Consider the following 12,443-nt stretch of genomic DNA (forward strand, 5'->3'; position numbering starts at 1 on the left):
GAAAAAGGCTCTGAATTCAGAGCCTTTTTTCATTGCCGCAAGGAATATTATTCAGCTTCGTTGGGGCCGTTATACCGTAAATCCTGCAGGTTAAACCCGAGTTCAATATCACTCTTTAGGGATGCAATAGATTTGCACTTTCGCGCTGCGTTAATGTGCTCATCCAACTTTTTACGATATTTTGCTGGCAAGGCATCACTGGCAAAGGCTTGTTCAATGTCGCTAAACTGAGTCAGTATCTCTTTGGCTGCTTTTGGGCCAATACCAGGTACACCCGGAACTTGACTTGAGCTGATCCCGGTTAAGCCCCAATAGTCGCCTAACTGCTCTGGCTTCACGCCAAACTCTGCGTCAATAAACGGGGCGTCTAGCCAGCGATGTTGAAAATAATCTCGAATTTGCAAAGTGGGAGAGAGTAGCTGACAGTAACCTTTGTCAGTTGAAATGATCGTCACTTTCTCTCCATGCCCTGCTACTTTGGTCGCTAAGGTGGCGACTAAATCATCGGCTTCATCACCGTCGGAAAGCAGAGAATCAATTCCCAGCTTCCACCATGCATCCTGAATGGACTCCAGCCCTTGCATCAGAGGTTCTGGCATAGGTTTACGATTTTGTTTGTATTCGGGCAATATATCAGCGCGCCAACCTCGCTCCTGCAGGTGATGATCAAACACTGCAATAATATGTGTAGGTTGTGATTCTGAGATGATGCGATTGAGGGTTCGGGTCGTCGTGGTTATCGTTCTTGCTATATCGCTTGGGTCAGGTTGCGCCGAATGCACACGCCGAATCAGATTAAGAGCATCGATGATAACAAGATGAATAGACATATAAATCAAAAAATAAGGGCTTGAAGCCCTTATTGTATAGATTGAAATTGAGATTACCAGCAACTAGCTGTCAGTCTTAATTTGGTAACAAGGTTCATAAGCGTTACCACCAGGCAGTTTCATGCGATCTTGCTTAACAAAGTCTTTAAGCAACAAATCCATTTTTTTCATAAGGCTTGCGTCACCATCAAGAATAAATGGACCATGGCTTTCTATCTCATGAATACCCTCAGCTTTGACGTTACCTGCAACAATACCAGAGAAAGCTCGGCGCAATGCCGCTGCGAGATTTTCGGCTGGCTGATCTAAATGTAAATCGAGACTGGCCATATTTTCGTGGGTCGGCTCAAACGGCAATTGGAAGTCTGACTCAATTTTGAGTGACCAGTTGAAACTGTAGGCGTCACCGGTTTCTTTGCGATACTGACGCACATCAGTCATGCTTTGTTTCATGATCTGCGCGACTTTTGCCGGATCATCCACCACAATTTGGTAGTGTTTTTGCGCAGCGTTACCGAGTGTTTCACCAATGAAGCGGTCGATTGAGCGGAAGTACTCTTCACTCTCTTTCGGGCCGGTTAAAACGATTTGCAGTGGTTGGTCGGCATTATCAGGATGCATCATGATGCCGAGAATATACAACAGCTCTTCAGCGGTACCTGGTCCGCCCGGGAAAATAACGATTCCGTGCGCCATGCGAACAAAGGCTTCAAGACGTTTCTCGATATCTGGCATGATCACCAGTTCGTTAACGATAGGGTTTGGTGGCTCAGCCGCGATAATTGACGGCTCGGTTAAACCTAAATAGCGTTGATCATAGTAACGCTGTTTGGCATGGCCAATCGCTGCCCCTTTCATTGGGCCTTCCATAGCTCCGGGACCGCAACCGGTACAGATATTGAGTTCACGCAAGCCGAGCTCGTTGCCGACTTCGCGAGTGTATTGATATTCAACTGGATTGATTGAATGACCGCCCCAGCAGACAACAAGATTCGGTTCGATACCTGGAGTTAAGGCTCCTGCATTACGCAGAATACCGAAAACTAAGTTAGTGATGTGGCTGGCGTTATTTAAATTTAGACGCTGGTTGTCCGCGAGATGCATATTGACGTATACAATATCTCGTAGCACCGAAAACAAGTGTTCCTGAATGCCCTTAATGATTTCTCCATCGACAAAGGCATGATCTGGCGGGTTGGTAAGTTCAAGCTTTATACCTCGCTCTCGGCGCACGACGTTGACATCAAAAGATTGGTATTTATCCAACAGTTCTTTAGAGTTGTCGGTGTGGCTACCTGAGTTAAGAACCGCAAGCGTACAGTTGCGGTAAAGCTGATAAAGATCACCAACAGCGGTTTTTTGAAGGCGCTCAACTTCAAGTTGAGAGAGCAAATCCATACTACCTGCTGGACTAATGTGAGTGATCATTGTGACCTCCTTGACGAAACAGCACTCAAAATAGAGTGAAATATCATTATTGTTATTGTCCGTATTTGCAGCTTACTATCGGTAATAAGCCAGTAACGGTTTATTAAGCTTAGCAGCTTTTGCTAGATAATAAACCTAACTAATTGATATCTATAGATCAATCACAGAACTGGAACATTGGGGAGAGTTTGAGAGGGGATTAACGCCACACGAGCTGGCTTTTGCCAAGTGTCTTCGCTTCATTGAGGCAAAGGTTCAGTCGCTCTAACACTTCTTCTGGCGTATCGGAGTCTTTAAACGCGGTACTGGCTGCCGATAGGGTAATGCTTAAGTGACGATCGCGGAACTTAAATGGTAATTTGGAAACCTGATTTTGAATCGATTGAATGACGTTGAAAGCATTGCTATCCGATAGCTCTGGTAACAACAGGATAAACTCTTCACCAGAGAAGCGAGCGACGGTATCGGTGTCGCGAATTTCTTTCTTAATGGTACGAGCAATAATTTTCAGCGCTTTGTCTCCCGCCGCATAACCAAAGCTATCATTGATCGTTTTAAATCCATCGATATCTAAAATCACTACGCGAAGGGTGTGCTGGGCTCGTATCCAGCGGCGATATTCAAGTTCAAGTCGATCGCCAAATGCGGCACGGTTGTAAACCTTGGTTAGTGGATCAAGCAGCATTCTTTGCGCTTGGTCTTCTAAACGACGTCGGTAGTCTTGCGTCACTTCGAATAGCGCTTCAAGCTGATTCTTGCCATATTCCATGCGATCAAGTAGCGCTTTTTCCCTTTCTTCGGCGTGCTTCAAGCGCTCAGACAATGAATTAAGCTGAATCATCAGTGGATCGACTTGTTCTTTGAGTGAATCAAGTGAGGTCGCGTCGGAAATTTTGTTTTGGGTATCAGCTAGCAGACCGTCGAGCTCACTGTTCATCTCTTGGCGATGGGCAAAATAGCTTTGTGATTGCTGCGCGTTTTGCGCTGAGCTTTTTAATGAAGACGATAGCGACGCGTTGACTTGCTCAAGAAATTGCTCTGAGGTTTTACGCTCAAAATGCGTCCCTTCGATGACTAACTTTAGCGTTTGTAGTGTGAGTTCTAACAGGACGTGGCTATTTACTCCAATCAGCAGTTTCGCTCGAATATCGGTGAGTAATTCGCCTGATTCACCTTCGAAATCGAGTTCGGTAATAAGGTGTTGCAGTTCTTCTGACAGGCGCAGCAGTAACTCGCGGTCAGAGCTGGCCGCAATCTGGTTAACGCTGTAGTCAGGGTTGGTGGTAATGATTTTGACAGAGCGTTCGTAAAGACTAAGCAGTCTCAGTGCCTGTTCGGCTCTTGGATGTTTGAGGCCATTGGAATAACTGAGTAGATCACGTAGATCACGCTTGATCTTTGCTGGCAGCCCAGTCAAGCGCAGCAGAGTTTCTCCACTGTGCTTTATTTGGGAGTCCAAATGTTCAGTTTGTTGTTCCATAGCCAAGCCTTGTTGTTTTAGCAGACGTTCTAATACCGCGAGTTTAGGTATTAAAGAGCTGACGTCTTGCTGCTGTTCTATAGCTTGTATCAGTTGTGTAAGTCCCGCTTGTAGACGCGGGTTTTCACATTTATAGGCACCACTTAACGAAGCGATCACACGCTGAAGTACCTTTTGTTCTCTATTAAATTTGAACGAGGTATCCCGTTGTGTCAATCGAACTTGTTCCAATTGAGATTTCAGGTTGTGCAGCTGAGACTGAAGATCTTGTTCGATAACGCCCATGAATAAACTTTAAAAAGGTTTAACTTATATTTAGTAATCTGTCGATAATATCAAATAAATCACAGGCGTCACGAGTTACTACGTTTGATTGATGAGCTTTTATTCATCTTTTAGCAGTTTTTTGATACCGTCCTCATTCTTGAAAGAAGAGTGGACTTTAATTAGCCCTTGGTTGATGGAATGTTTGCACGCTTTACGGATATTGCCTGTGGCAAGACTTGCGGCAGGCGCGTTTTCTATTGCGCGCAGGTAGACCCACTGACTCGAATGTTCTTTCATACTTAATGTGCGTGCGGTACTCGTCGCCATCAGCAGTACATCAATTAGTTCTTTGTCATTAACTGCGGTATAGGCCCTAGGTAGGAAAGGGTAATCTGCCATACCAATACGAATGATGCGGTTGAGTAGGCGCTCAGCTTCAAACTCTAGAATCCATTGCTGTATTTTTTCAAACAGGGCTTCTGGATCAGCATTGCGATCGCTATTGGGTTCGATATAAAGCAAGTTTGCATCAGAAAAGTGATAGATACGCGCAGGGCTTTCTACACGCTCTTTTAGATAGTTACCAAAGGCGCGCTCCAACTTCAAACCTTCTTGATAACCATGCTGTAGGTACATATTGCGCAAAAATGGTACATCAATCATGACGAAACGTAGTCGATCATTCAGTGGTTCATGGATCAGTTCACCGACGTGCCATTTCTCAAATTTATGACTGCTGGCTTCCAGTGAGGCCGGAAGTTTAGCGTTGAGCATGCGCAGGTTTTTTAGCCCTGAGCGAGAATGGGTATAAAGGTCGTCGTTAAGCTCATCTAACTCAACTTTCTGTACATTGATTACATGCCCACGGCGCATGATGAAAATAAATAGAATCGCGCACAGAACGAATAGCGTGAAGGTGATCTTCTGGAACTTACGATACTCAATTTGTGTATCTTCTAACTGCTTTTGTTGACCTGTTAAATGCAAGGTCTGTTCGACAAATTCTTTTTGCTGGCGGAACGCATCTTCGCTGATTGAGTCGAGCTCTCTCTGCTCTATGGTTGCCAGAGAATTGTACTGCTTAAGATAGTTAAGAGCCTGTGGGTAATCACGATTGAGCTCGTGCCCTAAATAAAGCATCTGGTAGGCTGATTTTTGCAAACTGATGTCTTGCAGTTGGGTCGCTATAGTCAGCGCAGCAGTGGCACTTGAAAGCACCTTTTGCGGTTGATCTTGATGACGCGCCAGACCAGCATCTAACAACAAGGCATAAGCTTTTAATCTTGGAATATCTGCGTATTGCAGTAGCTCTTGTGCGCGCTCTAGATATTGTTCTGCCAAGGTGTAATTGACAAGCTTGAGGTAAGTCGCGGCAAGTGAGATTCGTATATCAATCACGCTTTCGATATTGTTTTGAATTCGCTCGTGATCCATCGCATTGAAGTAGTGAACGAGGGCAAGATTGTATTTTCCTTGATAGAAATAAACATCGCCCATACGTTTTAGTAATTGAGCTAAGACAGGTGACTTCTCGTAGTTGTCATAAAAATCGGCTGCTTGTGAAAAGTGGTCGTTGGCTTTATCGAGTACTTTTCGCTCATAGAAAAGCTGACCTAGCAGACGGTTCACTTCAGCCAGTTGGCTCGCAGAGTCGGTTTCAATCGCTGTCCAGTAGCTGACAAGCAGTTCTGACAGCGCGCGGTTGTAATTTTTATTGGTTAGTAGATGGCGACCGAACGTTGCGTGGTACTCGATCAAGGTGTGAATCGACTTTGACTCATCTACGTACGGTTTGGCGTCAAGATAGAGTTGCTCGGTCAGTTCGATGTTGCCTGCTGCCGAAGCAATCTCAGCTTTAAGCATTGTTAGGCGATACTTTAGCCCACGAGAAAGCTGCTGTGGGTTATCAATCTGGCTGAACTCTTGTTCAATCTCTTGTGATTTTTGTTGCGCGGCTTCTACTTTACCATCGAGTTGCCAACGAAAACTGACCTCAATGAGCTTAAGATCAACCAACAGATACGGAAGATAATAGGTCTTAGCGATAGCTTTTGCGTCTTTAATTAAGTGCAGAGCTTCGAGTTTATTACCCAAGTTGAACTCTGCTCGGGCAAGAATGCGTAATGCATCTATGGTCCCGCCTGGCGTTCGAGTACGGGTATCGGCTTCATCGCGAGAAATGGCCGAAGGGCTTTTTTCGCTTTTATCGGTCAAAGTACGCTGGGCCAAATAGTCTGTAGCAAGCTGCTTGGCCTGCTGAGGTACAATATTGACCAAACTATTTGCTTCACTGAGCACAGGCGAAGAATACAAGGTATTGGCCCATAGTGGCGGACACAAAAGGAGTAACAACGCGCCCAAAATGCGCCCCCAGCGTAATTTTACCATTCGAGTCGATTTCCTATTGACGCGCCATACGTTGGTTATGGCTAGGTTGGCTATTTACATTAGAACGGTAAGGGTTGATATCTAACCCCCCGCGTCGAGTGTAACGCGCGTACACGGTCAATGACTCAGGCTGACAAAACTCCATAATGTCAGTAAAGATACGCTCGACACATTGTTCGTGGAACTCGTTATGTTCGCGGAACGACACGATATAGCGCAGTAAGGCTTCACGATCGATTTTGTTGCCTTTGTATTGGATCTCAACGCTGCCCCAATCTGGCTGATTGGTAATCAAGCAGTTCGACTTTAGCAAATGGCTGTGTAAGCTTTCTTCAATAATCTCCCCATTTGCCGCCCCTTGGATTAAGGTGCGATCAAAATCGTAGCTTGAGATTGCAATATCTTGATCGTCAATACATTCACCGTCCATAGTCACAATTAGCGAGTCGGTGTAATCAACCACAGAGCGAACAGTAACAGCAACCGTTTCACCTGCGCATTGAGACAGATCTTTGACTAAGGTTTGCTCAACCTCATCCCAGGATGAAAAACGCGTTTGATTGAAGCTGTTGAGGTAGAGCTTGAATGACTTTGACTCAATGAGATTGGCGCTGGTGGCCGGAATCGATACTTCGCCAATAGCAACCTGAGGTAAGCCTTTTTCGTTTAACCACGAGAGTTCGTACAAGGTCCAGATATCACAGCCTTCAAATGGCAGTGTGTCGCCGAGATTTAAGTCATCTCGGTTTAGGCTACGAGGGACAGGTTGTAGCAAGCTTGAATCATATTGCGTCGCGTACTCTGTCTTTTGACCAAGAGTTAGGCCAGCCAGCTCTTTGGCATCGGAATATTTGCTCATATTTTTGTTCGTTTTCTATTAGAATGTCGAGAATTTTACGCAATCCCGCACTCAAAAGCGAATATTCATGTTGGAGAATCGAATGGTCGACCATGCCCTGCAAGCTTTGCTCTCATTCAGTGAAAAATACCGTCAGGCTTATCTTGATGCTCACGGTCATCTACCAAGAAGTGAAGAGCTGGTTGGCTTAATTTCACCTTGCATTGAAAGCCAAAGTGAAGACGCAGTGGAGTGGCAAGTGTACCCGCGTGAACAAAGCGCAGATTTTACCAATGTTGAAAATGGTATCGAGCTGACACTCCACCAAGACATCAAAACGTTCTATGGTTCTCAATACAGTGCCGACATGAATGCGACATGGCAAGGTAATGAACTCACACTACTGCAGGTATGGAACGATGATGATTTTGTGCGCCTACAAGAAAATATTCTCGGTCACTTGGTGACCCAACGCCGATTAAAGCTCAAACCAACGGTATTTATTGCCGCCACTGATGCGGAACTGGATGTCATTTCCATTTGCAACCTATCGGGTAACGTTATTTTGGAACGTTTAGGTACCGACAAACGTGACGTTTTGGCACAAGATATCAGTGAGTTTCTCACCAACCTAGAACCTGCGGTGTAATCATGTACGTAGTTGAACTCCAATTTGAATGTTTTGATAACACGACAATCAGCGCGGTCGATAAGGCGATAAATGGCTTGATGGATGCGCTGCGCTACAACGGTCAAGTTTTGGGGCGTGAGTTTCCCATTGTTATGGGCGACGGTGAGTTTTTTGTCCGCGTGGTGTGTCCAGATCAAGACAGTTTACACCCCAACTATCATTCTGACTTTGTAAAGGTGTGCTTAAATCGCTTATCTGATGCAAGCCTGCTGGCTCCGAAGATGCGTTTGCTTGGTCGTGATTTAAATTCTGAGCAAGCGGCGGAGACGGAGGAGCCAAGCTGGCAGGTTTTGTACACCACCTATGTTCACACCTGTTCGCCACTTCGAAGTGGTGAAACCTTATTGCCGATTCCCCTGTATCGCAACGAGCCGACGTTAAACGGCGATCATAAAGCGGTCATTAAATGGCAAACAGAGTGGCAAGCGTGTGATGAAATTCAGATGGCAGGCGGATGTCGAGCCGAACACGCGGCACTGCACGAAATTTGCGACGTCGACAGTGTGTTATTCAAGCGTGGTTGGGACTTAAGGGGCAGGATTGAATACATTAGCAAAATACCCACCTACTACTATCAATATCGTGTCGGTGGGAAAAGTCTCGCCGACGAGAAAGCGCGCCAATGCCCTAATTGCGGAGGAGAGTGGCTTCTGGACGAGCCATTGCATGACATCTTCCATTTCAAATGCGATGAGTGTCGGTTAGTGTCAAATATCTCTTGGGATCACCTTAAATAACCTAATCGACGGACAGAAACAACAAAGACCAGCGTTATTGCGGGTCTTTGTCTTTAGTTGCTTTAGCGTCTTCACCCTCTTCCCTGTCGGCTTTGGGCTTGTTACCCATTTGGCCAAATTTCATTTTCGCCGTGTACTTCAGAGCTGCGATGTTACCTATGATGACACTCAGTACAATGAAAATGATAACCCAAGGATTGGTAAGAAATTCCATCACTGTCCCTATCTAGATATATTGCTGATAAACTGATTGTAGATCGTTTCTAGCTGCGCTAACACGGTTTGCTTTCCTAAAATGGGAGCAGCAGTAAGTTGCTCTGCTAGCGTGGAAATATCAAGCTTTTGTAAGCATCTTTCTGCGGTCTGGCGGTGACTAATATGCCAAGGTTCGAACGCGACTCCACCAAGATCGTTAGCATAAGGGAAAAAGAAGCCATGCTCGGCTAAATGGTCTTTCAGCCACTGGTAAAACGCCTTTTGATGACCGGTTAGGTACTCCCAAGGTTCCAAGCGAAGCGTTTCACCTACGGGGAGACTATCTCGGTCAAAAATATCAAAGTCGGTTCCCCAATGATGCCGACTGGCGCCGGGTAGCGCTGACCATCTCAGAATAGCCATTATTTTGTCTGATTCTGAGAGTAAGTTTGCGTCTAACACCTGACTTTCATTGTCCAAAATGTCTGTCTTACCTGACATCTTGTTGTTCCAGATCGTCGCTTGACGGTCAAAATCGCGAAAGCCACTGGCAATGTTGAGATTGAACCCTGCCTGAGCGGCAGACTCTTTTAGGTCGAGTAAATCTTGGCCCACACATGGGTGAACCAAGAAGTTTTTTTGCCCGACCAGCGTTTGCGTCAGATGGCTGGTCTCTTGACCTGTTAGTTGCAGCGGTGTCATGACTAAGCTAACAGGTTCTCAAGTGTCTTTTGATACATCTTAGTCAGTTTCTCAAGATCAGATACCTTGACACACTCGTTCACTTTGTGAATTGTGGCGTTGACTGGGCCAAGCTCAACCACTTGACCACCCATGCGAGCGATGAAGCGACCGTCAGATGTGCCACCCGTTGTAAGCAGGGCTGGCTTGGTTTGATTGACCGCATCAACGGCATCCACCACAGCATCAAGCAACGCACCAGTGTCGGTTAGGAACGGGTCTCCATTGAACGTCCATTTGAGGTCGTAGTCTAGGTCATGCTTGTTTAGCGTTTTTGTGACACGTGCAACAATCGCGTCATTGTTGAGCTCTGTGCTGAAACGCAAGTTAAATTGGACATTAAACTCGCCAGGAATGACATTCGAAGCGCCAGTGCCCGCATGAACATTCGGAATTTGGAAGCTTGTTGGCGGGAAGTAGGCGTTGCCCTGATCCCATTCTGTTGTCGCTAATTCATGGATTGCCATAAGAGACTGATGAACGGGATTCTTGGCCAAGTGTGGGTAAGCCACATGGCCCTGTATACCTTTAACCGTGAGATCTCCGGTGATAGAACCACGGCGGCCGTTCTTCACCACATCGCCAACGACTTCAGTACTTGAAGGCTCACCGACGATACACATGTCGATTTTCTCATCACGATCCATCAGCGCTTCAACGACGCGAACGGTACCGTTAATAAATGGCCCTTCTTCGTCCGAGGTAATCAGAAAACCAATTGAACCTTTGTGATTTGGGTTCTCAGCGATGAATTGCTCGACGGCAACGATCATACTGGCAAGCGAACCTTTCATATCGGCAGCCCCACGACCATGTAAAAAATCGCCGATGATGGTCGGCTCAAATGGTGGTGTTTGCCATTGCTCAAGGTTGCCTGCTGGTACGACGTCGGTGTGACCAGCGAAAGCAAATAGGGGAGCTTCGCTACCGCGTCTTGCCCAGAAGTTGGTCGTGTCTTCAAACACCATAACCTCGATTTCGAACCCGAGCGCTTTAAGTCGTTCAATCATCACTTGTTGGCAATCCGCGTCTTCTGGGGTTACCGATTGACGACTGATTAAATCTTTTGCCAGAGCCAGTGTTGGGCTATCTGTCATCCTTGAAATCCTTCCGAAATGTTATGAAAAAATGGTCTCGTATTGGTCTGCTTTAAAGCCCAAATGATAGTCGTTCCCTGAAACTAGGATTGGTCGCTTGATCATCGCTGGCTGTTCGAGCAGGAGATCAATCGCGTTGGCTTCATTCAGAGCGTCTTTTTGTTGCTGGGGTAGCTGACGATAAGTTGTGCCACGTTTGTTGAGCACATTTTCCCAGCCAAGTTGCTGACAGAATGTTTCGACTAACTGTCTGTCGATGCCTTGTTTACGGTAATCGTGAAAAGTGTATTCCACCCCTTGTGCGTCAAGCCACTTCTTCGCTTTTTTAATTGTGTCGCAGTTAGGGATGCCATACATAGTAATAGTCATAGTTGAACCTTTGAAAGTGACGCTAGGGCATGTCGCCTAGATTTATTATTGTGCTTTTGCATCCTAGCAGGAAGTGTTGGACGAGACAAAAGTGTGATGGATATATTTCATTGAGCAAAAAAAATGTGTTTCAAACAATGACGATCGTAGAGTTTTTGATCAAACTCAACACATGGCTAAGCAAAACAGAAATAATGACGTTAGAAACTTATAGGAGGTATCAATGGAGTTGAGTCCTGTTTTTGCGAGGCGTCTGTATCTCGCATTGCTTGTGGAAAACTTAGAGCGCCCAAATGTGCCCAAACTGATTGAAAAAACAGGATGGCCACGTCGTACGATTCAAGATGTAATAAAAGCACTACCCGGTATTGGCATTGAATTGATGTTTGTCCAAGATGGTCGACGTCACAACGATGGCTACTATCAGCTATCTGACTGGGGGCCATTTGACAGCCAGTGGGTATTGGATAGACAGCGAGATATCGCGTCAAGCCTTGGTTTTTAATATCGTATCCCAAACAGCAAACCTAGCGTGATAGCGCTAGGTTTTTTATTGGCTGTTGTCTGTTTCAGGGCAGGAGTAGGCGTTACCCATCACAGTGTAAACGATGTCACGAAATCTTGTGGGTGAATCAAAAATACGGTGTTTGCGCCTAGCTCAAACGCTTGATTTTTTGCGTCATTCAAAGCGCCGCGAACCATGACATCATTACTAAAAAACAGATAACTGTACCAATGTCCCTCACTGCCTGTGATTTCCCCCAACCACTGACAATGATTGGCGTCAAATTGGCTATCTAATCTCAGATGCACTGACTGTGCATCGGGCATGACTTTTTGGGTCGGAGTCGCGCAGCCTGCTACAAGTAATACGCTAAGGTGATAAAAGTAGATTCAGCTTTGAGTAACATAAGCAATGAATCCTATCCAACTTATCACCAATAATCCCCAAGGTAGAAAAGCTGATTTATTTGAGGTTGGTGCTATTTCATTGTTGATTGAAACTGTGTCGAGCGAGGCCGTCTGAGACATCGTTTTGGCCTTGAGGGCTTTTTTCTTTGCTCTATCCGCTTGGCGAGATCGTTCTTTTTGTTGTTTCTTATATTGAGCAATCCCTTTTTCGATGCCCTGAGCGATCAGTTTAGTTTGTTCTTTAGTTTGACCTGGTTTTTGGGTCGCTTTGGCAATTTTCATCGCTTCTTGTTGGGTTTCTTGTGACGGAACCACTTTGTTTTTCATATCGATAGGTCTTACTGAATCAAAGATGGCGTTATCTTAACACGATATTGATGGTGAATAGTGGGTAGAATCAAATCGTTAACGGATACCCGTACCGTAGCAAATTAACCAATATCCATTAACTATCGGTTTAATATGCATTA

At 45.5% G+C, this 12,443-nt stretch carries 13 protein-coding genes and 1 pseudogene; 3 read left to right on the forward strand and 11 right to left on the reverse strand.

Translation table 11 applies throughout. The annotated features are described in order from the left end of the window. Window positions 1–47: 47 nt before the first annotated feature. The 5 genes from xni to queF all read right to left on the reverse strand — a co-directional run bounded on the left by xni (window position 48) and on the right by queF (window position 7,252). The gene (gene xni, locus TW81_RS06890) at window positions 48–830 is read right to left on the reverse strand and encodes a flap endonuclease Xni (RefSeq protein WP_045954978.1); all 783 of its coding nucleotides are present in this window, start codon (window positions 828–830) and stop codon (window positions 48–50) included. A 63-nt stretch (window positions 831–893) separates the two neighbouring features. Continuing rightward, complete coding sequence (ppnN, locus tag TW81_RS06895) at window positions 894–2,258, reverse strand: nucleotide 5'-monophosphate nucleosidase PpnN (protein WP_045954979.1); 1,365 nt, start codon at window positions 2,256–2,258, stop codon at window positions 894–896. 199 nt (window positions 2,259–2,457) lie between these two features. Continuing rightward, entirely contained in the window at window positions 2,458–4,023 is a 1,566-nt protein-coding gene (locus TW81_RS06900) for a GGDEF domain-containing protein (RefSeq protein WP_045954980.1), read from the reverse strand. A 99-nt stretch (window positions 4,024–4,122) separates the two neighbouring features. Further along, the gene (locus tag TW81_RS06905) at window positions 4,123–6,393 is read right to left on the reverse strand and encodes a tetratricopeptide repeat protein (protein WP_045954981.1); all 2,271 of its coding nucleotides are present in this window, start codon (window positions 6,391–6,393) and stop codon (window positions 4,123–4,125) included. A gap of 13 nt (window positions 6,394–6,406) precedes the next feature. Continuing rightward, entirely contained in the window at window positions 6,407–7,252 is an 846-nt protein-coding gene (gene queF / locus TW81_RS06910) for an NADPH-dependent 7-cyano-7-deazaguanine reductase QueF (RefSeq protein WP_045954982.1), read from the reverse strand. Window positions 7,253–7,334: 82 nt separating this feature from the next. On the opposite strand from queF, the gene syd reads away from it, so the two are divergent. Continuing rightward, window positions 7,335–7,880: a SecY-interacting protein gene (syd, locus tag TW81_RS06915; protein WP_045954983.1), complete on the forward strand. Its 546-nt coding sequence runs from the start codon at window positions 7,335–7,337 to the stop codon at window positions 7,878–7,880. A 2-nt stretch (window positions 7,881–7,882) separates the two neighbouring features. Then, the gene (locus TW81_RS06920) at window positions 7,883–8,659 is read left to right on the forward strand and encodes a Zn-ribbon-containing protein (protein ID WP_045954984.1); all 777 of its coding nucleotides are present in this window, start codon (window positions 7,883–7,885) and stop codon (window positions 8,657–8,659) included. A gap of 34 nt (window positions 8,660–8,693) precedes the next feature. Here the strand turns inward: TW81_RS06920 and TW81_RS06925 are convergent, their stop codons facing one another. Genes TW81_RS06925 through TW81_RS19410 form a run of 4 tightly spaced genes read right to left on the reverse strand, consistent with a single transcriptional unit; the run spans window position 8,694 to window position 11,061 of the window. Further along, complete coding sequence (locus tag TW81_RS06925; protein WP_045954985.1) at window positions 8,694–8,873, reverse strand: DUF2897 family protein; 180 nt, start codon at window positions 8,871–8,873, stop codon at window positions 8,694–8,696. A gap of 8 nt (window positions 8,874–8,881) precedes the next feature. Then, window positions 8,882–9,556, reverse strand: a complete 675-nt coding sequence (locus tag TW81_RS06930) for a M15 family metallopeptidase (RefSeq protein ID WP_045954986.1) — start codon at window positions 9,554–9,556, stop codon at window positions 8,882–8,884. 2 nt (window positions 9,557–9,558) lie between these two features. Next, a complete protein-coding gene (gene dapE / locus TW81_RS06935; protein WP_045954987.1) occupies window positions 9,559–10,692 on the reverse strand; it encodes a succinyl-diaminopimelate desuccinylase in 1,134 nt (377 codons plus the stop codon). A 21-nt stretch (window positions 10,693–10,713) separates the two neighbouring features. Continuing rightward, entirely contained in the window at window positions 10,714–11,061 is a 348-nt protein-coding gene (locus tag TW81_RS19410) for an ArsC family reductase (protein ID WP_045954988.1), read from the reverse strand. Window positions 11,062–11,284: 223 nt separating this feature from the next. Here TW81_RS19410 and TW81_RS06945 point away from each other — a divergent pair, with 223 nt between their 5' ends. Beyond that, the gene (locus TW81_RS06945) at window positions 11,285–11,566 is read left to right on the forward strand and encodes a winged helix-turn-helix domain-containing protein (protein WP_045954989.1); all 282 of its coding nucleotides are present in this window, start codon (window positions 11,285–11,287) and stop codon (window positions 11,564–11,566) included. A gap of 45 nt (window positions 11,567–11,611) precedes the next feature. Here the strand turns inward: TW81_RS06945 and TW81_RS06950 are convergent. Together TW81_RS06950 and TW81_RS06955 are read right to left on the reverse strand one after the other, a co-directional pair. Continuing rightward, window positions 11,612–11,955 (reverse strand): annotated as a pseudogene (locus TW81_RS06950) (DUF4156 domain-containing protein). Then, window positions 11,956–12,300: a DUF2956 domain-containing protein gene (locus TW81_RS06955; RefSeq protein WP_045954990.1), complete on the reverse strand. Its 345-nt coding sequence runs from the start codon at window positions 12,298–12,300 to the stop codon at window positions 11,956–11,958. Window positions 12,301–12,443: the final 143 nt, after the last annotated feature.

The organism is Vibrio galatheae (assembly GCF_000967545.1).
In the GTDB taxonomy this organism is placed as follows: domain Bacteria; phylum Pseudomonadota; class Gammaproteobacteria; order Enterobacterales; family Vibrionaceae; genus Vibrio; species Vibrio galatheae.

Excerpts from the sequence above, each read along its gene's own strand:
- ppnN (WP_045954979.1), bottom strand. The coding sequence starts at position 2,258 with ATGATCACTCACATTAGTCCAGCAGGTAGTATGGATTTGCTCTCTCAA.
- TW81_RS19410 (WP_045954988.1), bottom strand. The coding sequence starts at position 11,061 with ATGACTATTACTATGTATGGCATCCCTAACTGCGACACAATTAAAAAA.
- TW81_RS06955 (WP_045954990.1), bottom strand. The coding sequence starts at position 12,300 with ATGAAAAACAAAGTGGTTCCGTCACAAGAAACCCAACAAGAAGCGATG.
- dapE (WP_045954987.1), bottom strand. The coding sequence starts at position 10,692 with ATGACAGATAGCCCAACACTGGCTCTGGCAAAAGATTTAATCAGTCGT.
- TW81_RS06925 (WP_045954985.1), bottom strand. The coding sequence starts at position 8,873 with ATGGAATTTCTTACCAATCCTTGGGTTATCATTTTCATTGTACTGAGT.
- TW81_RS06920 (WP_045954984.1), top strand. The coding sequence starts at position 7,883 with ATGTACGTAGTTGAACTCCAATTTGAATGTTTTGATAACACGACAATC.
- TW81_RS06905 (WP_045954981.1), bottom strand. The coding sequence starts at position 6,393 with ATGGTAAAATTACGCTGGGGGCGCATTTTGGGCGCGTTGTTACTCCTT.
- xni (WP_045954978.1), bottom strand. The coding sequence starts at position 830 with ATGTCTATTCATCTTGTTATCATCGATGCTCTTAATCTGATTCGGCGT.
- syd (WP_045954983.1), top strand. The coding sequence starts at position 7,335 with ATGGTCGACCATGCCCTGCAAGCTTTGCTCTCATTCAGTGAAAAATAC.
- TW81_RS06945 (WP_045954989.1), top strand. The coding sequence starts at position 11,285 with ATGGAGTTGAGTCCTGTTTTTGCGAGGCGTCTGTATCTCGCATTGCTT.
- TW81_RS06930 (WP_045954986.1), bottom strand. The coding sequence starts at position 9,556 with ATGACACCGCTGCAACTAACAGGTCAAGAGACCAGCCATCTGACGCAA.
- TW81_RS06900 (WP_045954980.1), bottom strand. The coding sequence starts at position 4,023 with ATGGGCGTTATCGAACAAGATCTTCAGTCTCAGCTGCACAACCTGAAA.
- queF (WP_045954982.1), bottom strand. The coding sequence starts at position 7,252 with ATGAGCAAATATTCCGATGCCAAAGAGCTGGCTGGCCTAACTCTTGGT.